Raw genomic sequence first — 25,415 nt, forward strand, 5'->3', positions numbered from 1 at the left:
CAGTTTTTTAATTTGTTAGAAGGTATAAAATTTTGACCTGCTGCAGACCCTCAGCATCGCGCTCCAGCTTGGACATAGGCTGTAATCAGAATAACCACTCAACGATCTATTTTTAACAAAAAGGGTTCGCCGGAAAAATTGGCGAACCCTTATCATTGCTAAGGAAGTTATCAATTACTTGCCTTAATCCTTTATCTCATACGGTTCAGTCCTGCGTCTGCTATGCCGGCACCCTGTGAGCTTTTGCTCTTATCCTTTTTGGTATCGTAAGATCGGTTTGCGGGCAGCTGTTGTTTCATCCAATCGTTTAAGAACAGTTGTATGCGGAGCTTCTTGAACGATTTCAGGATTATCCTCTGCTTCTTTTGCAATTTGGATCATGGCATTAATGAATTCATCTAATGTTTCTTTTGATTCTGTTTCAGTAGGCTCTATCATGATACACTCTTCAACATTTAAGGGGAAGTAGATTGTTGGCGGATGATAGCCGAAGTCCAACAGTCTTTTAGCAATATCTAACGTACGAACGCCTAATTTCTTTTGACGCTTTCCAGATAGAACAAACTCATGCTTGCAATGCTTGTCAAATGGCAAATCAAAGTATGGTGCCAGCCTGCGCATCATGTAATTAGCATTTAATACGGCAAATTCTGTCACAGCTTTTAATCCATCAGGGCCCATCGTCCGAATATACGTATAAGCACGCACATTAATTCCGAAATTTCCGTAGAAAGGCTTCACTCGGCCAATCGCTTGCGGGCGGTCATAATCAAACTGATATTCTCCGTCACGTTTCATTAAAACCGGCTTCGGTAAATATGAAATTAAATCTGCTTTAACACCTACTGGACCTGAGCCTGGTCCACCGCCGCCGTGAGGACCTGTAAAGGTTTTATGAAGATTTAAGTGGACAACATCAAAGCCCATATCTCCAGGACGTGCTTTACTTAATACTGCATTTAAGTTGGCACCATCATAGTATAGCTTTCCGCCTGCACTATGAACTATTTCAGCCATTTCCAAAATATGCTCTTCGAAAAGTCCAAGTGTATTAGGGTTTGTCAACATTAAAGCCGCAGTATTTTCATCAACCACTTTTCTTAAATCATCTAAATCTACTAAGCCTTGATCATCAGATTTAACCGTGACAGTTTCAAAGCCAGCTACTGTTGCTGATGCTGGATTTGTTCCATGAGCAGAATCCGGAACGATTACTTTCGTCCGATTCGTATCTCCGTTTGCTTCATGAAAAGCACGAATCATCATCAGACCTGTCCATTCTCCATGGGCTCCTGCCGCAGGCTGAAGGGTTACTTCGTCCATCCCTGTTATTTCTTTTAAGTGCTCCTGCAAATCATATAACAATTCCATAGCACCTTGAACTGTGCTTTCGTCTTGGAGGGGGTGAATATGGGCAAACCCAGGGATTCGTGCGATATTTTCATTGATTTTTGGATTATATTTCATTGTACAAGATCCTAATGGATAGAATCCTGAATCAACACCATGATTGCGTTTTGATAAAGCTGTATAGTGACGCATAATATCAAGCTCTGAAACCTCTGGTAATTCAGGTTCCTCTATACGAATATAATCAGAAGACAAAAACTCTTCTAAAGCAATCTCTGGTACATCATTTTCGGGTAAGCTGTATCCTACACGTCCAGGTTTCGTTAATTCGAAGATTAATGCTTGATCTTGATTACTCATGGCCATCCCCCAATTCTCTCACAAGTGTGTCAATTTCCTCTTTTGTACGAAGCTCTGTTACAGCAACAAGCATGTGATCTTCAAGTGTTGGGTTACTTTGACCAAGGTCATAACCGCCTATCAGCCCTTTTTCAAGCAGCTGTAAATTGACTTCTTTAACAGGCTTATTCAGCTTAATGACAAATTCATTAAAGATAGGTCCCTCAAATGGAACTTCAATACCTGCTGCCTTAAAAGCATTCCGAGCATAGTTTGCTTTTTGGATGTTTTGATAAGCGATCTCTTTTACACCTTTTTTTCCGAGAGCCGTCATCGCAACAGATGCAGCCAATGCATTTAAAGCCTGGTTTGAACAAATGTTAGATGTCGCTTTATCACGGCGAATATGCTGTTCACGAGCTTGCAGCGTTAAAACAAATCCACGTTTTCCCTCTTCATCTGTCGTTTGACCGACAAGACGCCCAGGTACTTTACGCATAAGTTTATTTGTTACTGAAAAATAGCCACAGTGCGGGCCGCCGAACGCTGCAGGAATTCCAAAGACTTGAGCATCTCCGACAACAATATCTGCACCGAATTTTCCAGGTGGTGTCAATACCCCTAAAGCCAGCGGGTTAGAGGAAACAATAAATAAACTTTTCCCAGTATGGGCGATCGGCTCAATTTCTTTTAGCTTTTCGACCTGACCATAGAAATTTGGATATTGCACCATGACAGCCGCAACATCTTCATTCATTTCCGTCTTCAAAGCTTCTATATCTGTCTCTCCATTTTTAACTGGAATTTCAACAACTTCAATATATTGCCCTTTTGCATATGTTTTTAACACATCAAGAGATTCCGGATGAACAGCACCTGAAACTAGAATTTTTTTCTTTTTTGTATGCCCTGCAGCCAGCATGGCAGCTTCTGCAAAAGAAGTACCGCCATCATACATAGAAGAGTTAGCAATATCCATTCCTGTCAATTCACATATCATCGTTTGAAATTCAAAGATCGCCTGCAGCTCTCCTTGAGAAATTTCTGGCTGATAGGGTGTATAAGCTGTGTAAAATTCAGAACGAGAAATAACATGGTCCACTATTACCGGCATATAGTGGTCATAAACACCTGCCCCTAAAAAAGATGCATATTGTCTTAAATCTTTATTCTTTGCAGCTAATCGAGAAAGCTCCTTTGTTAATTCAGTTTCCGATTTCGCTTTTTTAATGTTGTACTCACCTTGAAAACGAACACTTTCAGGTATATCAGAAAATAGATCATCCATTGACTCCACACCAATAGCTTTTAACATTTCCTGCTTGTCTTGGTCTGTCATCGGTAAATAACGATGCTTCATGGCTTTATCCCCCTCTTAGTTGTGGTTTTATTTTTTCGGTCGTTTATAAAATGGAGTTGCAGTTACAACAGCCTTCACTTTCTTTTTGCGAACTTGTACATCAACTTCTGTGCCAAGCTCAGTCAATTCTTTTGGCAGCAGAGCTAATCCTACATTCTTCTTTAAAGTTGGGGACTGTGTGCCTGTTGTCACTTCTCCAACCAACTTATCATTGAAATAAACCTCATACCCATGACGTGGAATTCCCTTTTCCACCATTTCAATTCCAACGACTTTACGGGTCGGACCGTTTTCCTTCTGCTGTTTTAGCACATCTTTTCCAATGAAATCCACGTCTTTATCTGGCTTCACGGCAAAACCAATTCCTGCTTCAATCGGGGTAATATCTTTAGATAGCTCTTGCCCATATAACGGCAAGTTCGCTTCAAACCGCAATGTATCGCGAGCTCCAAGTCCGCAAGGCAATACGCCATCCTCTGTCCCTGCTTCTAAAATTCCATTCCAGACAGTTATCGCTTGATCTGATGAGCAATAAAGCTCAAAACCATTTTCCCCTGTATAGCCTGTTCTTGACACGAGAACTGGAACACCTAAAATGTCAACATTGTCTTTAAATTTAAAAAACTTAATTTCTGACAAATCAGTCGAGGTTAAGGTTTGTAACACTTTCTCAGCTAGAGGACCTTGGAGAGCGAGCTGGGCGATTTCAGGCGAAACATTCTTCACTTTAACATCGCCGCTTGCATGCTGCTGTAACCAGTCCACATCTTTTTCAATGTTAGAAGCATTGATAACTAACAAATAATCATGGTCCGCTTTTTTATAAACTAATAGATCATCGACTGTTCCGCCGTTTTCATAGCACATCGCGGTATATTGTGCACCGCCGTCTTTTAATTTCGAAATATCATTCGTCATCATTTTTTGTAAATAATGCAGACTTTCTGTGCCTTTGACTTCTACCTCTCCCATATGGGAAACATCAAAAAGTCCCGCTCTTGTCCGAACTGCTTCATGCTCATCTTTAATAGAAGAAAACTGAACCGGTAAATCCCATCCGCCAAAATCAATTGTTTTTGCTCCAAAGTCTTTATACACATCAAATAAAGGGGTTCTTTTTAATTCACTCATTGATCTACCTCCAAACAAATTGGGAAATTAGAAAAGCATTGACTAGCGAGCTGATAGTTGTTCATTCATCTTTTTGACAGATTGCCATATGTCTCGCTCTCAGCATGACATCAACAGTCACTTGATATACAAACTTTTTAATCTTTTGTAACTAGAACGAAAAGCTCAGGGGCCCTAGTCCTTCGGAGACAAGCATTCGAGCGAGCCGGCAGAAAGTTGTTCTTTAACCTTTTTGACGGATTGGCTTATGACCTAAGAGCCAATGGCGCCTGGCCTGCAATGACGTCCTGTGCGCCTGCATTGGACAATGATAACTAACTATCATGCGTTAATACTTTACTCTACTGAAACTTTTTGTAACCACAAAAAAGGACAGAGCCCTCCCCTAGTTTCCTAGTGAAGTCTCTGTCCTGGCACCTGAAAGTTTATCTTATGCTAATCACAAGATTTTCCTCGTGGGTGGTTTGTACCTGAATAACATTAAAGGCTGTTTTCAAAAACTTTGTTGCAATTGAACATCCATCACCCTTGCGAGACCTATGTCTCTCCTTGAGGTGAGTTGAGACTTGAAGCAAACTGTGAGTCACAGGCTGCTTGATCCAATCTCTTTTTATATCATTAGCAACAATTTTTTTGAAATGAGCCATTAAATAACATTTAAGTCAAACTCTCTCCAGAGTTGCGTCAAACAAGAGTCTTTTTGCCTGAGAGATTCACTTCTGTTTGCTCCTTCGGCGCTACAAAGCTTTTGGACGATAAACTTGTAGTCTCTCCCCTTGTTCTCATTCGCACATATTCTTTTTTAAAAAGGACATACTACTTAAAAATATGACATTTCGTAAAACAGCAAATTTGTTAGGCTTTCTCTAACACTCTTACTTATAAACATCCTACCATTAACACATTCATTTCCGCAATGAGAAAATACACAAATAATTAACTTTTTTTCGATATGAATGTTCGGTTTTTACTTGATCACTATGTCAACTATAGATATTTTTCATTTTCAGAAGCTAAAAAGTGAACGATTAGAAAAAACAACAAAGTAAACGAAAGGGCTGTCAATCCTATGAATGTACCAATCCATTTTGACCCTAGCTGGGAAGAAGGTTTCTTTGAAAAACTAGACCAAGATGGTCCATGGGCCAACTGGGAGCTCTACAAGCTTGCCTATCAAGTGCAAAAAAACACTGCAATTCCAACGTTTGAAGGACTTCAGGCACCAATGCACTTGACAAACTTTACCCCCCTTCCTCATCAGCTTGAAGTTGCTAGACAAGTAGTTGAGGCGATGAACGGAAAGGCCATTCTTGCCGATGAAGTAGGTCTAGGGAAAACGATTGAAGCGGGTCTTATTTTAAAGGAATATATGATAAGGAATCTAGTTAAAAAAGTGTTGATCCTTGTTCCTGCCTCACTTGTTTCTCAATGGGCTCGAGAATTAAATGAAAAATTCCATATTCCTGCAATTGAACAGAAAAAAAGCTATGTGTGGGAACAATGTGATGTCGTGGTTTCTTCAATTGATACGGCAAAGCGAAGTCCTCACCGCGACATTATTCTAGATTTAAACTATGACCTTGTCATTATTGATGAGGCTCACAAACTGAAAAATAATAAAACGAAAAACTATGAATTCGTCCAAAAGTTGAAAAAGAAATATTGCTTACTGTTAACCGCCACACCGATCCAAAATCGCATTGAAGAAATTTTCAACCTCGTCTCTTTGCTAAAACCGGGCCACCTCGGAAACGAAGCCTATTTTACAGAGGTTTTTTCAGCTAAAAAACGTTCACTTGAGCACCATGAGCATTTAAGAGACCTGATTAACAAAGTCATGATTCGAAACCGCCGCGGGGATACGGGGATTGAATGGACAAAACGGCATGTCGAGACAGTACCGATTACTTTCTCTCCGACTGAACAAAATCTGTACGATGCGATATCCAGCATCAGGCCATTAGCCCCGAGCATGTTTGCAATTATGACGTTGCAAAGGGAAGCCTGCAGCAGCCGAGAAGCGGTTTATATGACACTTAAAAAAATGGTTGAACGCCCAGAGGAGGCGGCTGACTCTTCACTTCCTGATCATATTATTCAAGAGTTGATGCAAGCGATTGATGAAGTCACCCAAAATACAAAAGCGATTAAGACGGTTGAGCTGATTCAAAAAATTGATGATAAAGTTATTATTTTTACGGAGTACCGGGCAACACAGTTTTACCTGCAGTGGTATCTACAGCAGCACGGTATTTCCTCTGTTCCATTTCGCGGAGGCTTCAAACGCGGAAAAAAGGATTGGATGAAAGATTTATTTAAAAATCGTGCACAAGTGTTAATTGCTACCGAGGCAGGCGGCGAAGGGATTAACCTGCAGTTTTGCAACCATATCATCAATTATGATTTACCGTGGAATCCAATGAGACTTGAACAACGGATTGGACGTATCCATCGTCTTGGGCAAGAACGAGATGTTCATATATATAACATGGCCACCAAAGGGACTGTAGAGGAGCACATTTTAAAGCTGCTTTACGAGAAAATTAACCTGTTTGAAAAAGTCATTGGCGAACTGGATGAGATTTTAACAAAGCTTGAAGTTAATAATTTCGAAGAGCATCTTCAAGACATTTTATTTAACTCGTCAAGTGATGGTGAGATGAAGATTAAAATGGAGAACCTTACTTCTCTTATTTCCTACGGGGAACAAATGGACGAAACAAAACAAGCAAGTTCAGATGCCTAGGAGGGTAATAAAATGCAGCAACAGCAAATCGCTAACTATTTAGAACGTTTTTTCACAGCAAATTCCTGTGATATTTTAGAGAAAAGCTTAGGACATATGAAAGTACAGCTTACAATTGAAATGGACAAGGAATTAATGAACAGGCCTTTCTACTGGCATTATCTTGAGAAGACTGGCGGAGTTCCAAATCCAATGCAGCTTACTTTTATTACGAATAAATCCTATGTATCATCAGATTTAAAGGGTGAGCACATGCATTTCGGCGCACCACGTTTGCACCAGATTTTTCGCTCAACCCAGCAGCTCGGAAGCTACATCCGTCTATATGAAAACTCTCGACCACAGGAAAATACGCCTTTACATCCATGGCTGGGCGTAAATGTTACCGTATCCTATCAATGCGATATGAAAAAAGACATGATTTATTCAATCGGATTGCATTTAATTAGCGGAGCCATTGTAGAAAACTTTCAAGAACAATTAGAGAAGATGGAGTTGACTCCGAAAATTCCAGATATGTGTTTTACAATCTCCCCCATCATCAAACCGCAAAGCGGATTAACAAGAATAAAGCAGTATATTCAGTCCCACATTGAGCAAGATGATCATGAATGGGCAGGTGATGCCAGACAGCGTATGAATGCTGACTTAATGCTTCTTAGCCATTTTTATGAAGATTTAGAAGAGAAACCTGAAATCTATTATTTAGAAAAAGAAGCACTAAAAGACCTATACGAACCAAAAGTTTCGGTAACCATTCACAACGGTGGGATATTTTATTTGACTAAAAAATCCATGTTTTAAAAAATGTCGAACGAAAATTGGGAATAAAAACTGATTTTCGTTTTTTAAATAGGAAAATCCTCTTTGTTTACATAGAAAAAATAAAGATGGCAAAAAAAATTAACTTTTGAGTTAATCGACAGATTTCAGCACTCTTTCTATTTATTCCCTTTTATACTAATAGTACATAAGAATTACATACATTAGGGACTAAAGATTTGTCCTATTTTGTCGGAATAAAGTCCGCTTGTTCAGATAAAGGCAAACCTACCTGAAAAATAGGATCGCAAAGTCACGGGTCTAAGGTTCTGATCACGAGCCATGATGGCCGGGTCGCCTAGAATACACTGTGGTATTTTGGGAGGGTAAACATGGGGGTAAAAGAAATCGAAACAGCTGTATTAGATCAAGAATGGAAGGAGCTGATACTCTCTGCACTTGAAATGGGCATAAGTCCAGAAGAAATACGATATTATTTAAGAAATCATCCTAATGTTTCTTTTAATTGACTTCAATCAAATTACAAAAAAATCGTTCTACATATCAAACACTCCCTTCAACTTATGCTATAATAAAGAACAATAGCAACTGGAAGGTGATCACATATGATTGGCGAACGTATTCGAAAATACCGTAAACAAAAAAGACTATCACTATCCGAACTAGCAGAAAAAGCAGGAGTCGCAAAATCATATTTAAGCTCTATTGAACGAAATTTACAGTCAAATCCTTCTGTTCTGTTTTTGGAAAAAATCTCAAACGTTCTCGGTGTAACAGTTAACACCCTATTAAATGAAGAAGATGAAACTATATATGGTAGAGAACTTGATAACGAATGGTCCTCACTTGTGCGGGAAGCAATGAAATCCGGGGTCACAAAAGACCAGTTCAAAGAGTTTCTGGAATTTAATAAATGGAAAATGAATCAGGAAAAGAAATAAAGCGTTTGGATGGATCATCATCTAAGCGCTTTATTTAATCATTATACATAGTATGAAAAAGTAGAGTCTTTAAACAAGCTAGATTTATTGAATTTTTGCTGATATTTTTTATATTGAATCGAAAGGCTCAATTTATTGCCAGCCGTAACAGATTTTGCTTTTGTTAAATCCTGCTGACAAATCGGGCGCTTCCAAAGCCGGTCAGCTGTACTGCTAAAGGAAGCCTTGTAACACCGTGTACAGAGCTTTTTGTACATGTTATTGCTCCTTTCAGATATAAATCCATTAGCTACGGCATAAGATGATTGTAGTGAGATGAATTTATTCAAACGCTATAATTCTTTATAAAGAACAAAAGTATTAGGAATGACTACATACATAATATTTTCCATCGATAAACATTTATTAGCTTACTTCCATTACCACCACTATTATAAAAAATTTGAAAAATACGGAAATTTATGTTTATTTCGTTTTAGAGAACAACTAAAGACAGTTTTCTTCGTTTTACTCGATTTTTCTTACTATATTATCATTTTATTAAGAACGAATTGTTTTATATAATGAACATATGATAATTAGTAGATTGAAAGGTCCCACAATACAGACCTTATTAAATTTGTACTTTACAGGAGGCAGGGTTGTGAAACAGGCAGAGTTAGTGAATGTGGAGATATTAGATGATGAATGGCTCCAGTTAATTATCGAGGCACAAAGAATTGGTTTAACGATTGAAGAAATCCAATCATTTTTAGAACATAAATCTCCCCTCCATAAATAAAACCAGCCTGCAATCTGAGCAGGCTAGCTTTGAGATGAGAAGATACCTTCATTATTCTGTAGCTCATAAGCAGTACCTTCTGAAAATCCTAAGAATCTAAAAGATTTGGAATGACCTTAAGAAAACCATTATCTAATTGAAACTTCTTTGAATCTCCAAAAAATGATGGGAACTTCCTGTTTATATCCATCTTTGAATTATGGATCACCATATTTGATTATACGGAATATATAACATCGAAAAATAAAGTTGAAAGCCTTTATCATCTGTTGCCTATACCTATCCTTTTAATAGTAATGAATAAAGAAACAATACATGGTAAATAGTAGGAATAAGGCGGTGATCTATGATGAAAAAAATTCTGATTGCAACAACCCTTATCCTCTTATCCGTTTCTCCACTGGGAAATGCTTCATTTGCTGAGGAATATTATGTGAAACAAACGGATTGGAAATCAATAGCCATGAAGGAAACAAAGAAGCGTTACCCATTGGCGCAAGTCCTTTTCACTCAAAAAATATGGGATAAAACAAGGAAAAACATGACTGTTAAACAATATAAGCTTACATTAAGAGAAGGAAATAAAGACTTTGGTGTGTATGTGACTATTTCCTATCATCCTGAAACAGAAAAAATTAAAAGTGTACAAATTCTGGAAGAATAAAGCTGGCTATCGAGTTATAACGGGTTTACTTGTGAGGTGCAAAACGGCAAATCACAAACCTAATCACATAGCAAAACTCATAAATTTTACAACACAATAAAAAAGGGGCTTAGAGATGCAAATATCTCTAAGCCTTTATTAAATTTTCACTTTTTTAAGTTGTACAAGTTAATTAACCGCTAAAGCGAGTTTGATAAATAAGCGGAGAAATTTCTCTTATTTATCTAATAGCACTGAAAATAGCCAAAATAGACGGAAAGATTCCGACTATTGACTCGAAAAACGTGAAGATGGGTACATTTGCTTTGCTTAATCGGAAAACCTCCGCTTATATACACCTAACTGAGCTCTATTCTACAGTTTAACCGGAAAACCTCCGCTTATTTTAACTATCACTGGTTCCTCTATTAAGGATAAGACTTCTTATGTTTCAAAAAAACCAAGTGAACCTCATTTTGATGCGTTGTGGGGAGGCTTCCATCTGTTGGGTCTCCTCAGCCCCACTAATCCTGAAGAAGTCTAAGTGCTCGTGAACGTTACCCATTAAAATTAAATCCAACAATCTTTGTCATCGCAACATAATCCATGTACTAAATCACAAAGAATTCACAAACTCTCCAATAATTATTTCATACCCTATGATTTCCTATGTGAATTAGGAAATGATAAGCGATGAAAATTCGCCAAACGCACTGTGAATTATATTGTGAATTCAAGTGCGTTTTCCTATGTGTTTTACAATGTTTGCACCTCTAAAGTAAACCCGTTATATCGAGTTAACCAGCTTTATTTTTTTATATACTTTTTCTCATTGAGAAGTAATAAGACATGATTTGTACGACGGGAATCAGTAATACTACAATGATTGGATAATACGGAGCCCTGTCCTGAATGAATGGATAAAGCAACATCAAACCCGCAATTATTGGAACCGCTATATACAATGTAATATAGGAATTCCGGCAAGCTTTTGCTGTAATCATCATCTCCCTTTCGTCCTGTTCTTCAAATTCTGGAGGAATCATCATAATGGAAGCTAATTTTTTATGTTTTCTCTTGCTCCGTTTGAAAAACAGAAAAGAGATGAGTCCGCCAATTAAGAGAAATACTGTCAGAGGCATTAAGTTTATAGATATAAACCAAGGCGGCTCAGGATTTTTTACAATCTCAGCGAATTGTAACTGGGCATCATAAAATGAAATTAAAGCCAAAGCAAACAACACATATAAAACAATGGTGAATAAGACAGTACTAAAAGTTTTCATTTTCCTTCATCCTCCCCTAACCAAAATACGTCTTCCATTTTCAGTTGAAATGTTTCACAAATCTTTAATGCGAGCAATAATGATGGGATGTAATCTCCCTTTTCGAGGGCGGCTATCGTTTGCCTTGTAACCCCAACTGCAGCCGCTAATTTTTCTTGGGTCAAATCATTTCTGGCTCTTAGCTCCTTTACACGATTAACTATTTGCACGGCAACACCTGCATTCTACTATATTCATGTTAAGTAAACTTAACATCCAACTATTCACATTGTAAAACAGACTCAACATAATGTAAAGTTCATTTAACATATCGACCAAAAAATAATCACCCATCCGATGAGATAAGTGATGAACTATTTGCGTTTTTTTATCAGCAATTGCAGAGCAAACGGAATGATTCCAAACCATCTGGTAGCAATCGGACTGCGCTCGATTTTTTTTCGTTCTTTTCTCTGTTTTTTTTCTTCCTGTGGTGTATCCAGATATTTTACGATTTGTTGTGTTAAATATTTTACATAATCATTAGTAGACATACGAAAAGCCACCTCCCTTTCTACTAGACAGTGTGGCCCTTCAACTCTGTTTATAAACGGGATTGAATTTCATTAACAATATTTTCGACTGTTTTACTTGTTGTATTTACTTCAAATGTATTCTCTTTATAAAAAGGGAGACGCTCCTGAAACATCTTGGCGATGTCAGATTCGGTTTTATTTAGTATTAAAGGGCGTGTCCTATCTTCCTTAAGCCTATTGATCACTTCGCTTGGCTCACAGTATAAGAAAATGACGGTGCCTTCCTTTAGCATCAATTTTCGATTTTCTTCTTTTATGACAATGCCGCCTCCGGTTGTGATAATTCCTTCATAGCCTGAAAGCTCTTTTAAAGCATCTGTTTCCATTCCTCTAAAAGCCTTTTCGCCGGATTCAACAAAAATATCTCTTATTTTCTTCCCAGTCTTTTGTTCGATATAGGTATCTGTATCAACCACATCCAATCCTAATGCGATAGAAAGCGCCTGTCCAATTGTTGTTTTACCCGCTCCCATAAAACCTGTTAAATAAATGGCAGTCATTTGTTACACTCCAACTTTTTTCCCCTATCATATCATGAATTCTTTTTACTGTGTCCAATTAATGAGCGAAGAAGTTAATAAATCGTAATCATAGCTAGCTGAGTTTTGGTGACCACTAGTTGTTTGATAATCAATTTTTACAGAAATCACATTTATATCAGATCGGGGACTAATTTGATAGCTAAACTCTCCGTTATCCAGTCTAACAGTTTTTTTCATCTCCCCTGAATTTTCCTTTGCTTTGGCTAAAGATTCCTTTACGGCAAGCTGCAATAGTAGATGCTGCATATAGTATTCCTTTTCATCCTTTTGAAATTGTATTTCCGTCATCACTACTGTGGAGATATGGGCAATAAAAAGAAGGGATACAAGCATCAAAAGAAGTGTTGTAGGAAAGATATTTCCTTTTTCATTCATCTATTTTTCCACGTTCAAAACTTTCTAGGGTTGGGAATGAAACCTGCCGCTTCCTTCCAGACAAACTTGTTACTTCCATTTTTAATCCTTTCGGGATTTTTGTGAATTTTACATCCTTGACCTTTTTAATAACATATTCATTCCCTGCTGCTTCTACACTCCTCCGCAAAAATGTTCCGCTTCGTTGAAAGAGGATTTGCTGGTTGTTTTTGTTCTTAACAATGGCTGCGTAGGATATCGTAGATATACCTTTCGCCTCAAAAATATCTTTGCTCATTTGTTTGGTTGCTAAGCTCCACTCCAATGGATGAATATCTGAAGAGTTGTTTAGATTGATAAGAATTAACGGGAGAATGATAGTAAAAGAGGAGGTAATCATAAACGTGACAAATAATGAAAAAAGTAAGTTTAACAAAGAATAGCCTTTATTATTCGAAAGTATTTGCACAAATTTCTTTTCTCTCACTATTTTCCCAATAAATACACTTTTTCTGATAAGGCTTCCCCTCCATTGTTTGAAAATGGTAAGTAATCCCTTGATTTTCTATCGAATTTAATTCCTTTTGCAAAGCTATATTTTCAAATAATAGCTTATAAGCGGCAGCCTCTTCTTTAATGTTTGATCTTGTTTCATATAAAAGAATGAGCTGGGGAATAAGCGATAGTGCAAATAATGACCAAATGCTGAAAGCAAGTAGGGATTCTACAACGGAAGCTCCTCTATTGTTCCTTAACATTAAAACGTCCGCTCCCCAAATAAACAATAATTGAGTATGTTTTCCCTTGATAAGAAACTAGGAATGTCCCACTTTTTGATACCGTTCCACGATCTGTAAAGCGAATTTCAGGATCCATTGTACTCTTTTGAAAAGTAAATCCATTTTTAATCGACCGTTCGATAATTGTCTTTGCCCCAGCTTTTCCATAACTAACCGCCTGATAAGCATGATTTGAAAATGAGAGGACTGTCGGCACTTTATGAACCAATGAATAATGCTGTGCATACAAAATATCCTCCTCCATTTGTTCAAAAAAGTGCTCAACTGCTTTCTTTTCATACATGGGTTGAAAAGCTGCCCATCCGATTGCTGATAGAATAGAAACAATGGATAGAACAACAATGCTTTCAATTAAGGTAAATCCCTTTTGATTATGGAGCAATTCCTACAACTCCATTGGTTATTGTAATTGCTTTTCCGTTAGGACATTTAGGGGCTGACTCCTTTATATAATCTTCCGTTTGCATCTCTGCCAAGGTAGGCTCTTTATCTTCATTCATTCTAAAAGCTTCAGCTTGGCCTTGAATCATATTTACCAGTCCATCACAGCCCTTTTCTTGAATATTTGCATGATGTTTAGTCACATTAGGTATGGTAATTAGTAAAAGAATCGAAATGACAAATAGAACAATCAACATTTCAATCAGTGTAAACCCTTTTTCATTATTCATTTAAACTTCCTCCTTGTATATTAAGAGTAGCCCATATTTTAGTTAACATAATATCTAAAATCATGGGGGTACTCTTTTATTTGTTCTTTGATAATTTAATAGTGTTTAGCTCTAAATTTGATTCATCATTTGATACATTGGCATCAAAATAGACAGGTAGACAATGAGTACCACGATGCCTACGAATAGATAGATTGCCGGCTGGATGACCGTTGTCCATTTCTCCACTTTTCTTTCAAGCTGATCTAACAGAAATTGACTGTACGTATATAGTTCTCGGGACAACTGACTGTTTGCTTGACCGTATGCAATGACTTGAACGATTTTATCGTCATAAAAATTGCTTTTTAAAAATAAAGATTCAAGCATCTCTCCTCTAGTAAGTCCTTCAATAACTCTAATTCCTTCTTCCTTGTAAAAGGGCATATAGTGCTGGTCTTTAAAGATTTGAAAACTATCAAATACTGAAACACCCGCCCTTAAAAGGCTGCTTAGTTGGGCTGAAAAAAAATAGCTGTTGAATAAGCGGATAAAATGATTTATTAGTGGAATTCGAACATAATAAGACATTTTTTCATGGGGGGATTTTTTGCGAAAAACCAGAAAATAAAACACTAACAAGAGAACGATGACTCCTAAAAAAAGATAGAAAGCCCACTTAATGCCTTCAAACATATACAAAAGAAGACTCGTAAAAAAAGAGGGACTTATGTTCATGCTTTGATACATCGACTGAAATTGAGGACCGATTACACCTTGAATGATATAGATCATGATTGAGACAGAGAAAAGCAAAAAGAGAGGGTAGCGGATAACCTTTGTTATTTTTTCAAGATGGGAAAGTCTTTGATCCAAAAGCTTACTGCTTTCATTTAAAGCATAACAAAGATCGCCATGTTCCTCCGAAAATAGGAGAATAGCAAGCACATCCTTATGAAATTTTAATTGCTGCAAAGTTTCTTGAAAAGGGATTCCCTGCTTTAATTGCTGTAAGCAACGTTCAATTTCTTCCTTCTTTTGTTTAGACAGATGCATCATAACAAATTGTAAGGCTTCATTTAAGGTATAACCTTTGCTTAACAGGGAACTGAGCTGCTGCAGTAAATTTGCTTGATCCTTAAGTAGCCAGGTCCGTCTAATCTCCATGGTGTATCACCCATTTATGATAAATAGCAGGGTTCAAATAACCGAGTGCGATTCCCTTTCGAATGACATCCTTTAATAGAGGGTAGTGAAATTCACCCTCATCCCCTCTTACCTTCTTTAATACATTTGATAAGTTTTTGCCATAAAGGAGTTCATACACACTTACTTTGCGGTTTTTCCTCATTTTCTTACAATAAGGAGAACATTCGCCAATACAAAACGGACAGGCCAGGTCCACCAATCTTTGGGCAGCCAAAGCAAGTAATGTTTGTTCAATTTCAGATAGACGAACATCAAATTCAAGCAATCTGTGGACCGCACCAATTGCGTCCCTAGTATGCATAGAAGACAGAACAAGATGACCGGTAAGTGCTGCACGAACGGCAATCTGAGCGGTTTCAGAATCCCTAATCTCTCCCACCATAATAATATCTGGGTCGTGCCTTAGTATAGCTTTTAACCCTGTTGAATAGGTGATACCCGCCTTTTCATTTACCTGAACTTGAAGCACATCTTCATTTTTAGATTCGACAGGGTCTTCTAAAGTGATAATGTTCCTGTGAAAATGTTTTTTGGCATATTGCAAGAGTGAGTATAAGGTAGTCGTTTTACCTGATCCAGTTGGCCCGGTGAAAATAATTAGCCCATGAGAGTGGTTTAGCAGGGATAAGATCTTTTTGCTTGTTGAGGGAAAGAGAGACAGGTACTGAAACGAGGGAACCTTTTCTTGGGGCAGAATTCTAATGACCAAGCTTTCTTCGTAAACAGTGGGCAATGTTGATAAGCGGAGGTGAACATTTAATTTCTGTGTAGAGACTGATAGAACACCATTCTGAGGTTTCCTTCTCTCGCCAATATCCATTGAAGCCAGAAACTTAAAATGAGATATTAAACGTTGGGAAACTTGTTTGTTAATTTTCCTGCTTTCTCTTATGGCATGATCAATCCGATAATGAATATGAGCATGATTTGCCTGCGGGATAATGTGAATATCTGAAGCCTGCAAAAAGTATGCTTCCTCAACTAATCGTTCACTTAACAATTCAATCGGCTGCACTTCATTAATCAACTCCTTGCAAAATCAATACAGCCTTATTGTAAGCCCATTATTAAATGATTGCATATCGGTAAAACTTCCTTTTCCGTGCAGGACTGATGGCAAATTGTAAGTTTATGAGCAGATAATTATTAATTTTCTTTAGAAAAAATGAATAGAAAATGATATTTTACACATTCTAAAAAATGTTCATCTACAATGGGCTATAGCCAAGCGGTAAGGCAACGGACTTTGACTCCGTCACGCGTTGGTTCGAATCCAGCTAGCCCAGTAAAATATCTCCAAAATAGAACGGATGAAGGGAAGTCTTTTGAACAAAGACTTCCCTTCATATATTCTTGGTAGTATTTCAATTAATTAACCTCTAGTTGATTATTGAGTAAATGATGAAACATGCTCTTCTTCTCTTTAGCTAATTGGTTAAATCCACCTGTCTGGACAATTTCACCTTGGTCTAATACTAAAACTTGATCAGCATGTCGAATGGTAGATAGTCGGTGGGCAATGACAATAATCGTCATCTTCCCTTTTAATTCCTCTAAAGCTTCTTGGATTTTCTTTTCATTTTCTGTATCTAACGCACTTGTGGCCTCATCTAACACTAGAATGGAAGGTTTCCGCAGTATTGCTCTTGCAAGAACAAGCCGCTGGCGCTCGCCTCCTGAAAGTCTGATTCCCCGATCACCAATCATCGTATCAAGACCTAGAGGGAGTTTATTAACGAAATCTGCTGCAGAAGAGAATTTAAGTGCTTCCCATAATTGTTCTTCAGTTGCTTCTTCATCAACTAAGCTAAGATTTTCTCTTATAGTTGCATTAAATAGAAATGGATCTTGAGGCACATAGCTGATAGCACTCCGCAATGCTAATAGATTGTCCTCTGACAACAAAGTCCCATCTACCATTACTCTTCCTTTATCAGGTTTGTTAAGTCCCATTAGAATATCAATTAGAGTACTCTTTCCGGCTCCAGACGGACCTACAACTGCTGTCATTTTATTAGCCGGGATTGTAACATTTATATTTTTTAAGGCGTATATCGAAGAGTCCTTTTTATAACGAAAATACACATCCTGGCAAGTCATTTCTTTTTTTATTTGAAGCCTGCCAGCATTTTGAAAATGTTCCCCATTATTAATTTCTCTTGCTGAGTCACTATCATTTTGTAAATCTAAAAGGGAATGTAAAGACGGCAGCATTGAACTCATTGTCTCAAGGTTTGATTGGATACCCGCAAACCTCGGCCAAAGACGGGCAAAAATAAGAACAATCAGCATTAATTGAGCTGGCTGGGATTGAAAAAGCTGTATAGAAAAATAGACAAAGACAGCTAGAAGAACCGAAGAAGCGACCTTGTATCTAAGCTGTGAAACTGTACGTAAACGAATGATCTCAATCACATTGTTTTCCATTCTTTTGCATAGGTTATGAAACCAGGATATATGCTGGTTTTCCAATGTATTACTTTTAATATCTTTAATCCCGTTGATATGATCTGTAATTCCTGATAAATAGCTTTGTGATAATTTAGTCGTTTTTCCGCCTAACGCACTAGCTTTTTTTATAAATTTTCGAGAGAAAAAAAGTAAAATAAATCCAAAAAGTAATACAAAGCCAGTTATTTTTGCTGAGAACCAAATCGCAAAGCCAATTTGAATCAATGTAAATACGAAAGCTGCTAAAAATTGTAAAAACAAACTTATCATGCTGGAGACTCGTGCAAGTTCAGTGGTCATCGAATTACTAATATCCGTCTTTCTATTTTTCAAAAAGAATTCCCAATTGGCTAACATAATAGATTTGTATGTTTTTTCCCTTAAATGACGAAGAAAGCTCTGTTGGATTTTTGCATTTAATATGATTTGTTTATGCTGAAAAAAACTTTGACCTACTAGTAAGAGTACATAAATTCCTAAGATTATAAGGATACCAATTTCTCCAGGAATAGGATTGAATAGATTACTAAAATAACCTGCCTGCGAGTTTTCACCTTGTCCTATAGTCATCATTCCAGTCATCCCAATTAATGGGATGATAAGCAAGAGACCGATTCCTTCAAACAGACTAATTAAGATCATCCCAATTAAATTTAAGTATAAGATTTTCCCAGTATGCTGATGAAGTTGCTTTACTAAATATAGGATCTGCTTCATTGTTCAATTTTCTCCTATTGTTCTGGAAATTGTTTTACGAAAAAACCAAATAAAAGGCCTTAATGGAAAATATAAAAAATGCAGGAATTTCGGAAGCCGTAACACTTTTATATCCATCGGGTAGGGATATAAAAAACTTAGTATGAATAAGAATTTGTGCTGCAATGACTTTATTGAGAATAAATAGTTTTTATGATATTTGGCTACATCAGCTGGCAATGGTTCTCTATGTAGATTAATCAATTGTTCATAGTAAAAAATGGTTGATTGTGCCAGCTTCCATGAGCGATTGTTTATTTTCTGTTGAAGCCCCGTATTTATTGGTGTTTTAAAGAGCTGTGAACATAATATCAACGCTTGTTCAGTTATTGTAAGAAATTGAAATTTTTTTAGGTGCTTTTTTGTTTTTTTCCAATCAAATTCCTGCTTCATCATTTGATGAATGTCGACTAACCAGCGAAGTCTGGACCATCCATGTCTTGCCCCATGAGATATTAAAAACAATAACAAGTCCTCTTGACTTAAAAAATATACTGGGAAATTGGTCATTGAACTTTTTCTTTTTCTCTCCCAAAGCTCTGAAAAAGAAGGCTCTTTAGCTGGTCCTGGATTTAACCTCCAATGAACTTCCAGCTTGATTTGCTTTTTTGGATGAACGTATCCTATATGATGATGCCTCCACTTCCAATCGTTTAATACACTTACAAGCTCTTCCTTTACATAACCAGATTCCAGTAACATACGGTCAACCTTATTAAGCTCTGAAAGTGGAACCAGAACATCTAGATCACTTGAAGTCCTGAGTGAAAGGTCGCCATACAGCTCAGCAGCAAGGATAGGACCTTTTAAATGGATCATCTTTATGTTTTCTTCACCAAACTGCCTGCTTATCTGTTCCATTTCACCACTTAAGAAAAGCATTTTAAACGTATTCTTTTTGTATTCAGTCCTCAACCTATTAATCACATTTTGTGGAACACACTCTTTGTCTTTTAACTTGTAATAGAGAAGCGGATAAACACGATGATGAATCGAAAGCTTAAGAAATAAACTCCAATCGATATGTTCAAACTTTTCCCCGGAGATCATTTTATTTTCATTAAGAAGCTCACATATAAGGATAAGTTCTTTTGGGACTGATGCTATATTCAGATCGAACTGGCTATTCATAGGCCTCTCCTTCATATCTACTACTCATTTTCTTTGCAAACATAGCGACAACTGTGAATTTTTTCATTTCTTCAGAACCAGTTAGAAAATAGGGACCACTGCGGAGCCAGGCATGGGCAATCAGCTTCCCATTCTCATCCTTTGCTGTACCTAAATAGAGTGTGCTTTCAATTTGACGTCTTTCAAGCATCTTCATTGCTGCTATAGCTTTAACTAGACACATGCTTTCCCAAAATGTATGGCGGCTCATGGCATTAACAGCACTCGCTATATTAACAATTACTTCTCTATTTGAGCGATTAGATATAGATGTTTCTTCCATTTTCATTCCCAATTTTGGTGCTACCTCTAAAAAAGGCTTAGCCTTTAAGATTCGCGCCCAGCCCAGCAGAACAAATGCTTCAATAAATAGCAGCTGTAACCGTGGTCTAAATGAAAAAAAGACAAATAACCTTTTAAGAAATTTCATGGGCAGTCTTATTGATAATTTGGATAATCTCTTCTTCACACAATTTTTCCAAAAATGAAAGAACCTGTTGCTTACATTCTTGCTCCTCAACATCATATTGCTCCATTAATTTCACAATAAGTTCATTGACGGTGATCGGAGATTCAACGATATCCCAAATTGCACCCCCGACCTCTCCCAAATTATAATATTTACTGTTAGTAATGCTCATCATAACCTTTTCTCCATCCATATCACTGACAATGTTTCCATCTACTTGGACAACAAAAGAGTCTAACTCAATTGCTTGTTTGTTCATCATCCTTTTGCCTCCTCTTTAATTGTATTTAACACTAAATCCACTAATTGAGGTGCAGTGAAGCCAGTTAATGGCCGCTGTAATTGATACATCTCAATCTGATTAGAAAGATTTGCTGCCGTTTGAAAATGCCAGTTCATCAATCCAAGCTTTGGGATTAAAAAATTTCGATATGTATGTGTGTATAACGTGCGGAGTCTCTCGAGCTTGTTGATTGGTTGTATGCCAATTTGATCTTTGTCTGTTTTTATTAGTTCAAATACACCAGCAAGAGGTAATGGTTCGGAATAAAAATTTGAACGAACTGGAACAGCATATTTTGTTTCTCTTTCAAATAAAGGGCGGTACTGACTTACGTTCATACCAAACTGATTTAAGCTTTCTTCCCATAGTTTTTGCTGTGGATAAGAGGCGGTAACCATCGGCAGGTTCTCATTTGAAAAAGATACGGCAATAACATCATCAGTTAACAGCTTGTAACCATACCTTATAAAGGCAGATGCTAACGTTGACTTGCCTGCTCCAGACTCTCCGATAATCGCAATCGCTTTTCCATTCATTTTGATAACACTTCCATGGAGCGGGAGAATTTTTCTTTGCATTAAAAGAATACCCATACATGAACCAAGAATATAAAGTCTAAGCTTATTCTCGTCTACACCGATGAATGGCGAATATAATATTCTTTTCCCATCCTCTACGCAAAAAACAGCAGTATTTGGAACTCTAAATAGGACAGAATTTCCTGAAGCAATGAAACTTTGATTTGTTCCTGCTAACTCACTCCATCTCTTTGACAAATCTGCTTCCTCAACTGAAATCTCACCAATTTGATCTCTCTTTGTTTTACTATCCGGGATAACTAATTCAGGAAACATCATTTCACTTCTTATAGTAAATCCGAACGTATGATAGATTTTATAGGCAGTCTTCACTTTCATCTTCTTCACTCCTGAAAGAGTTCATGTAATAGTGCCCTCATACGATAAGAATGTATAAGGGCAAATCAGAAAGAATAATTCCTAGCTTTCGTGATGTACATGCTCGTCTGGATCGGTTTGAACAGCATCTGGAATAGTTAATCCAGGTCCCGCCAATGTTTCTTTTAGATCTAACACTTCTAATATTGGAGATTTCCAATTCTTTTTCATCATTTCACCTCCCTCCAAAACTTGCTTTCATAAAACGAAATAATACTAAAGACCTCATTAAAATTTTAAAATCCTTGTGAAAAACTAACTCTGGTATTGGGTTGCATCTTATATTTATTAGTGCATCTTTGAGTACCTTTAAATCTAAAAATTCAGCCATCATGCTATCTTGGAAACAATTATCTAACTCGTTAATCAGTAATGGCCATTCAGGTGTTAACCTCTGGATTCCATCTGCTCCTTGAACCCCTCTTACCTTTTGGTTCAGCCGAACTTTATTAGGAAGATATCCCTTTGTTGACCTCCTTATAAGTGCTCGATCTAGTCCATCCTGTACAAATTGGCTGTCAGGAAGAGCTAAACAAAATTTCATAATTCTTAAATCATTTGTCGGATCACGTTCCATTAAGGAATAATGTAAAGATAATTTCGTAGCGGTAGTTCCTGTTAATCCCCAGAAAAACAATTGTTCAAGCTGTTTCTTTCTTCCTTCATAAGCATTGAGAGGCATTCCGTGAATATCAATCCCATTGTTCAATAGCTTTTCAAATACATTTGTCCGCTTAGCAAAACTTGGATTAATAAAACTTGGAATGGCATAATTGTTACGATCTTTTTTGAACTTATTTATGAATGGAAATGCTTTTTTGGTGATAATTGGGAAAAGTTTTGATTTTTTTATCCCTCTATTTCTACTATACTTTTCTAATTCACCATAAAGTTTTAGCCATTTTAAATTTTTAAATAATTTACTTTGATAGTCTAGGGCTGAACCCCATGATATTGTGTAATTTCCCCGGTTCCCATTCAAAAGTACTCCTATTTCATTACGATTTGCTTCCTCATACATTCCTTTCAACCAAAATGAGTTTTCAAAAAACTTATAAGGAGCTTCGAGAATTCTAAGCCAATCATCCATTTCGGATAATGCACTTTTTCCTTCAAAACTATAATATCGATCATGAATATTCCCTACATAATCAACAGTTGATTTAATAAATGGTCTTTCATCAGCTATTCTGCTTTTTGGCGTCCAATCTATAAAGTTATCAACAGGGACATAACTGTATGTATACAGTTTTTTATGATCCTTTTGTAAATTCCTTGCTGCAAAGCTAGCAACTGAACCTGAATCTAATCCTCCACTAAGATGCGCTCCTACTTTATGATGGGTTCTTAATCTTGAGGTCACCGCCTCATTAAATACTTCACGAAAGGCTTCCTCATATTCTTCATTCGTTTTTAATTTTAATTTTTCACCACTATCGGAAAGCATGATATATCTGGAAAAATGAACCTTGTTATTAACTACTGTTATTGAATGTGCAGGAGGTACTTGTTTAATATGTTTATAGACGGAAGAATACACATCTACCGCTTCGTGCATGCCGGGTATAGCTATGAACTCTGCAAGCCATTCTTCGTTAAGTTCCTTGTTAATATAGGGTAATGAAAATAAAGGACCCATTGTCGTGCAAAATGCAAAGTTTAAATGATTATGGAAGTAATAAAGTGTTCTAGTTCCAGAAAAATCCCTTGCCCCAAAAAGTCTTTGTCTTTTTTCATCCCATATCATAAAAGAAAAATCCCCGATTAAATACTTTGGCGAATCTTCCCCCCACTTATAATAAGAGAGCAGGATTAGTTCACTATCCGTTATTATTTTTCTATATTCTTTTGAAACTTGCAGTCTCTCAAACAATTCATCCCGGTTATCAATGATTGCATCAGCCGTTATCGCTAACTGCCTTTCTTCATCAAAGTATGGAAGCTTTTCTCCAACAGATTCCGGTGTAATCCATTGCGCATGGCAGCCTAAAAACACTCCCCCTTTTTGCCACGTTTGAACACTGTCTGAAGGATATTTCTCAAGTGAACTCATTAGGCTTCTTCCATGTTCATATGGGACAGGTTCTTGATTAAAGTTTAAAATGCCAGCGATAGCACTCATGTTTTTCCTCCAATTTGGACCATAAAACAATTTTATTTACGATCTGTCTTAAATCAGAATTATTCTTAATAACGAACAAAAAGAATAAATTTGTTATGAGCTTTTTAATACGATCGTAATATTCTTAAGAAAATGACCGATTTTTGATCTAGATCGCTTAAAATAGCTTTTATGAATGATCATCCATAATAAACCTACTCCAACAACATTTTTTAACAAGTCGATCCCTGACATAGAACGATATGGGATATAAAATTGATGAATTTCATCAATAACTGAATACAGTATGGCTAAAACAGCTGCAACTAATTCATGTTTCGGTTTAAGCTCTTGAAATGTAAGGAAGAAAATAATAAATAGGGCATATAAAATACCAAACTGAATGAAATGAAGTAATTCAAGTAATATACCGATAATTAGAATGAAAGGAACATTGATCTGACTTGAAATGCTCGCCAGCTCTTCTGGATTAAAATAACTGGACTGCAGCCATATTAGTAACATATATGTAAACGGTAAACTTCTAAGTAAGAGCCGATAGATTGAGACTATGTATAAAGCCCCCTTTTTTCCAGACTTACACCAATAAAAAGTACTATATAAAGAACAATAAACCATTTTTATAAAGAACACAAGCAGGAATTTATGAAATGAAACATTCCTATTACTTAGATAGTGTGACTAATTCTTCTTTGTAGCCATTTGGATTATTTTTTTGCCAGCGCCAAGAATCCTCACACATTTCCATAAGCCCTCTGCTTGCCTTCCAGCTTAGCTCAACATCAGCCTTTGTAGCATCAGCATAACTTATGCCGATATCACCAGGTCTTCTATCGATTACTTTATATGGAATCCTTCTTCCCGTTACTTTTTCAAATGCTTGAACCATTTCCATTACACTGTAGCCACTGCCGGTACCGAGATTGTAGGCATTCACACCGGTAGAGTTCATGACTTTATTCAGTGCCTTTACATGACCTTCTGCAAGATCAACAACATGGATATAATCTCTAATACCAGTGCCATCACGGGTAGGATAATCATTTCCAAATATTGAAAGCTCTGATAATTTACCTGCAGTTACCTGGGTAATATAAGGCACTAGATTATTAGGAATTCCATTCGGATCCTCCCCGATCCGACCACTACTATGAGCTCCAACAGGGTTAAAGTAACGCAACAAGGCTATGCTCCAATTTTGATTCGCAGTATATACATCTCGTAATATTTCCTCGATCATTAATTTAGTCCGACCATATGGATTTGTCGCCTGAAGAGGAAGATTCTCAGAAAGAGGTGTTTGATCCTGCAGCCCATATACGGTTGCAGATGAACTAAAAACCATTTTATGTACACCATATTTCTCCATGACCTCACACAAAATGAACGTTCCAGTAAGATTATTATGATAATAACGCAATGGGGCCTGAACAGATTCGCCAACAGACTTATAGCCGGCAAAGTGAATGACAGCCTCAATTTGATGTTCAATGAATACTCTTTCCACTTCAGATTTATTAAGTAAATCCGTTTTATAAAAAGAAATCTCTTTCCCCGTAATTTCTTTCATACGATTTAATGCCTGTATGCTGCTGTTTGATAAATTATCTATTATGACTATTTCTAACCCGGCATTCAATAATTCAACGCAAGTATGACTTCCGATGTATCCTGTTCCGCCTGTTACTAAAATGGTCAAGTAAATTTCCTCCAATTAA

Annotated in this window: 30 protein-coding genes, 1 tRNA gene and 2 riboswitches; of the genes, 7 read left to right on the forward strand and 24 right to left on the reverse strand. The window is 36.9% G+C overall.

Translation table 11 applies throughout. From position 1 onward, the window contains the following. Positions 1–249: 249 nt before the first annotated feature. Genes gcvPB through gcvT form a run of 3 tightly spaced genes read right to left on the reverse strand, consistent with a single transcriptional unit; the run spans position 250 to position 4,180 of the window. On the reverse strand, positions 250–1,710 hold the full coding sequence (gene gcvPB, locus IC621_RS01125; protein WP_191154870.1) for an aminomethyl-transferring glycine dehydrogenase subunit GcvPB: 1,461 nt from the start codon (positions 1,708–1,710) through the stop codon (positions 250–252). Continuing rightward, positions 1,703–3,049, reverse strand: a complete 1,347-nt coding sequence (gcvPA, locus tag IC621_RS01130) for an aminomethyl-transferring glycine dehydrogenase subunit GcvPA (RefSeq protein ID WP_191154872.1) — start codon at positions 3,047–3,049, stop codon at positions 1,703–1,705. Before gcvPA ends, gcvPB begins: the two co-directional genes overlap by 8 nt. A 27-nt stretch (positions 3,050–3,076) precedes the next feature. Further along, the gene (gene gcvT, locus IC621_RS01135; protein WP_191154874.1) at positions 3,077–4,180 is read right to left on the reverse strand and encodes a glycine cleavage system aminomethyltransferase GcvT; all 1,104 of its coding nucleotides are present in this window, start codon (positions 4,178–4,180) and stop codon (positions 3,077–3,079) included. 682 nt (positions 4,181–4,862) lie between these two features. Continuing rightward, a riboswitch (glycine riboswitch) is annotated at positions 4,863–4,966 on the reverse strand. A gap of 283 nt (positions 4,967–5,249) precedes the next feature. Between gcvT and IC621_RS01140 the strand changes: the two genes are divergently transcribed. The 4 genes from IC621_RS01140 (at position 5,250) to IC621_RS01155 (ending at position 8,650) form a co-directional block, all read left to right on the forward strand. Beyond that, positions 5,250–6,926, forward strand: a complete 1,677-nt coding sequence (locus tag IC621_RS01140; protein ID WP_191154876.1) for a DEAD/DEAH box helicase — start codon at positions 5,250–5,252, stop codon at positions 6,924–6,926. Between the two features lie 12 nt (positions 6,927–6,938). Beyond that, positions 6,939–7,730, forward strand: coding sequence for a YqhG family protein (locus IC621_RS01145; RefSeq protein WP_191154878.1), 792 nt, complete (start codon positions 6,939–6,941; stop codon positions 7,728–7,730). Positions 7,731–7,959: 229 nt separating this feature from the next. Next, positions 7,960–8,050: riboswitch (cyclic di-GMP riboswitch) on the forward strand. Positions 8,051–8,080: 30 nt separating this feature from the next. After that, positions 8,081–8,218 carry an anti-repressor SinI family protein gene (locus IC621_RS01150; protein WP_191154880.1) on the forward strand — a complete coding sequence of 46 codons (138 nt, stop codon included), beginning with the start codon at positions 8,081–8,083 and terminating at the stop codon, positions 8,216–8,218. Between the two features lie 96 nt (positions 8,219–8,314). Beyond that, on the forward strand, positions 8,315–8,650 hold the full coding sequence (locus tag IC621_RS01155; RefSeq protein ID WP_191154882.1) for a helix-turn-helix domain-containing protein: 336 nt from the start codon (positions 8,315–8,317) through the stop codon (positions 8,648–8,650). A gap of 41 nt (positions 8,651–8,691) precedes the next feature. On the opposite strand, the gene IC621_RS01160 is transcribed toward IC621_RS01155, so the two are convergent. Continuing rightward, the gene (locus IC621_RS01160) at positions 8,692–8,907 is read right to left on the reverse strand and encodes a hypothetical protein (protein ID WP_191154884.1); all 216 of its coding nucleotides are present in this window, start codon (positions 8,905–8,907) and stop codon (positions 8,692–8,694) included. A 386-nt stretch (positions 8,908–9,293) separates the two neighbouring features. On the opposite strand from IC621_RS01160, the gene IC621_RS26270 reads away from it, so the two are divergent. After that, a complete protein-coding gene (locus IC621_RS26270) occupies positions 9,294–9,431 on the forward strand; it encodes an anti-repressor SinI family protein (protein WP_318152991.1) in 138 nt (45 codons plus the stop codon). A gap of 346 nt (positions 9,432–9,777) precedes the next feature. Beyond that, positions 9,778–10,095, forward strand: coding sequence for a DUF3889 domain-containing protein (locus tag IC621_RS01170; protein WP_191154886.1), 318 nt, complete (start codon positions 9,778–9,780; stop codon positions 10,093–10,095). 794 nt (positions 10,096–10,889) lie between these two features. Here IC621_RS01170 and IC621_RS01175 read toward each other — a convergent pair. From IC621_RS01175 to comGA, 11 genes are all read right to left on the reverse strand, one after another. Beyond that, positions 10,890–11,360: a hypothetical protein gene (locus tag IC621_RS01175; protein ID WP_191154888.1), complete on the reverse strand. Its 471-nt coding sequence runs from the start codon at positions 11,358–11,360 to the stop codon at positions 10,890–10,892. Beyond that, a complete protein-coding gene (locus IC621_RS01180) occupies positions 11,357–11,563 on the reverse strand; it encodes a helix-turn-helix transcriptional regulator (RefSeq protein ID WP_191155068.1) in 207 nt (68 codons plus the stop codon). Before IC621_RS01180 ends, IC621_RS01175 begins: the two co-directional genes overlap by 4 nt. A gap of 150 nt (positions 11,564–11,713) precedes the next feature. Next, positions 11,714–11,893 carry a YqzE family protein gene (locus IC621_RS01185; protein WP_191154890.1) on the reverse strand — a complete coding sequence of 60 codons (180 nt, stop codon included), beginning with the start codon at positions 11,891–11,893 and terminating at the stop codon, positions 11,714–11,716. Positions 11,894–11,943: 50 nt separating this feature from the next. Then, positions 11,944–12,435, reverse strand: coding sequence for a shikimate kinase (locus IC621_RS01190; protein WP_191154892.1), 492 nt, complete (start codon positions 12,433–12,435; stop codon positions 11,944–11,946). Between the two features lie 45 nt (positions 12,436–12,480). Beyond that, positions 12,481–12,852, reverse strand: a complete 372-nt coding sequence (gene comGG, locus IC621_RS01195) for a competence type IV pilus minor pilin ComGG (RefSeq protein WP_191154894.1) — start codon at positions 12,850–12,852, stop codon at positions 12,481–12,483. Next, positions 12,845–13,267, reverse strand: coding sequence for a ComGF family competence protein (locus IC621_RS01200; RefSeq protein ID WP_191154896.1), 423 nt, complete (start codon positions 13,265–13,267; stop codon positions 12,845–12,847). The genes comGG and IC621_RS01200 overlap by 8 nt, the downstream gene beginning before the upstream one ends. 13 nt (positions 13,268–13,280) lie before the next feature. Further along, positions 13,281–13,589, reverse strand: coding sequence for a competence type IV pilus minor pilin ComGE (gene comGE, locus IC621_RS01205; protein WP_191154898.1), 309 nt, complete (start codon positions 13,587–13,589; stop codon positions 13,281–13,283). Next, positions 13,573–14,013: a competence type IV pilus minor pilin ComGD gene (gene comGD / locus IC621_RS01210; RefSeq protein WP_191154899.1), complete on the reverse strand. Its 441-nt coding sequence runs from the start codon at positions 14,011–14,013 to the stop codon at positions 13,573–13,575. Before comGD ends, comGE begins: the two co-directional genes overlap by 17 nt. After that, positions 14,003–14,302, reverse strand: a complete 300-nt coding sequence (gene comGC, locus IC621_RS01215; protein WP_191154900.1) for a competence type IV pilus major pilin ComGC — start codon at positions 14,300–14,302, stop codon at positions 14,003–14,005. The genes comGD and comGC overlap by 11 nt, the downstream gene beginning before the upstream one ends. Positions 14,303–14,413: 111 nt before the next feature. Then, positions 14,414–15,448, reverse strand: coding sequence for a competence type IV pilus assembly protein ComGB (gene comGB / locus IC621_RS01220; RefSeq protein WP_191154902.1), 1,035 nt, complete (start codon positions 15,446–15,448; stop codon positions 14,414–14,416). After that, the gene (gene comGA, locus IC621_RS01225; protein WP_191154904.1) at positions 15,438–16,505 is read right to left on the reverse strand and encodes a competence type IV pilus ATPase ComGA; all 1,068 of its coding nucleotides are present in this window, start codon (positions 16,503–16,505) and stop codon (positions 15,438–15,440) included. The genes comGB and comGA overlap by 11 nt, the downstream gene beginning before the upstream one ends. Before the next feature lie 199 nt (positions 16,506–16,704). Between comGA and IC621_RS01230 the strand changes: the two genes are divergently transcribed. After that, positions 16,705–16,776 (forward strand) — tRNA-Gln (locus tag IC621_RS01230). A gap of 82 nt (positions 16,777–16,858) precedes the next feature. Here the strand turns inward: IC621_RS01230 and IC621_RS01235 are convergent. The 9 genes from IC621_RS01235 to galE form a co-directional block, all read right to left on the reverse strand. Further along, positions 16,859–18,658 carry an ABC transporter ATP-binding protein gene (locus tag IC621_RS01235; RefSeq protein WP_191154906.1) on the reverse strand — a complete coding sequence of 600 codons (1,800 nt, stop codon included), beginning with the start codon at positions 18,656–18,658 and terminating at the stop codon, positions 16,859–16,861. A 3-nt stretch (positions 18,659–18,661) separates the two neighbouring features. Beyond that, positions 18,662–19,828 carry a nucleotidyltransferase domain-containing protein gene (locus IC621_RS01240; protein ID WP_191154908.1) on the reverse strand — a complete coding sequence of 389 codons (1,167 nt, stop codon included), beginning with the start codon at positions 19,826–19,828 and terminating at the stop codon, positions 18,662–18,664. After that, entirely contained in the window at positions 19,821–20,297 is a 477-nt protein-coding gene (locus IC621_RS01245; RefSeq protein WP_191154910.1) for a lasso peptide biosynthesis B2 protein, read from the reverse strand. Before IC621_RS01245 ends, IC621_RS01240 begins: the two co-directional genes overlap by 8 nt. Next, positions 20,284–20,598 (reverse strand): lasso peptide biosynthesis PqqD family chaperone, encoded by a 315-nt coding sequence (locus IC621_RS01250; protein WP_191154912.1) that lies wholly within the window; start codon positions 20,596–20,598, stop codon positions 20,284–20,286. The genes IC621_RS01245 and IC621_RS01250 overlap by 14 nt, the downstream gene beginning before the upstream one ends. Further along, the gene (locus tag IC621_RS01255; protein WP_191154914.1) at positions 20,595–21,536 is read right to left on the reverse strand and encodes an aldolase; all 942 of its coding nucleotides are present in this window, start codon (positions 21,534–21,536) and stop codon (positions 20,595–20,597) included. Before IC621_RS01255 ends, IC621_RS01250 begins: the two co-directional genes overlap by 4 nt. An 81-nt stretch (positions 21,537–21,617) precedes the next feature. Continuing rightward, positions 21,618–21,746, reverse strand: coding sequence for a paeninodin family lasso peptide (locus IC621_RS01260; RefSeq protein ID WP_191154916.1), 129 nt, complete (start codon positions 21,744–21,746; stop codon positions 21,618–21,620). A gap of 4 nt (positions 21,747–21,750) precedes the next feature. Then, the gene (locus tag IC621_RS01265; RefSeq protein ID WP_191154918.1) at positions 21,751–23,697 is read right to left on the reverse strand and encodes an asparagine synthase-related protein; all 1,947 of its coding nucleotides are present in this window, start codon (positions 23,695–23,697) and stop codon (positions 21,751–21,753) included. A gap of 93 nt (positions 23,698–23,790) precedes the next feature. Then, positions 23,791–24,201, reverse strand: coding sequence for a VanZ family protein (locus tag IC621_RS01270; protein ID WP_224752238.1), 411 nt, complete (start codon positions 24,199–24,201; stop codon positions 23,791–23,793). 160 nt (positions 24,202–24,361) lie between these two features. Next, positions 24,362–25,396: a UDP-glucose 4-epimerase GalE gene (gene galE, locus IC621_RS01275; protein ID WP_191154922.1), complete on the reverse strand. Its 1,035-nt coding sequence runs from the start codon at positions 25,394–25,396 to the stop codon at positions 24,362–24,364. Positions 25,397–25,415: the final 19 nt, after the last annotated feature.

This window comes from Metabacillus arenae, from assembly GCF_014773385.1.
GTDB classification, from domain to species: Bacteria; Bacillota; Bacilli; order Bacillales; family Bacillaceae; genus Metabacillus_D; species Metabacillus_D arenae.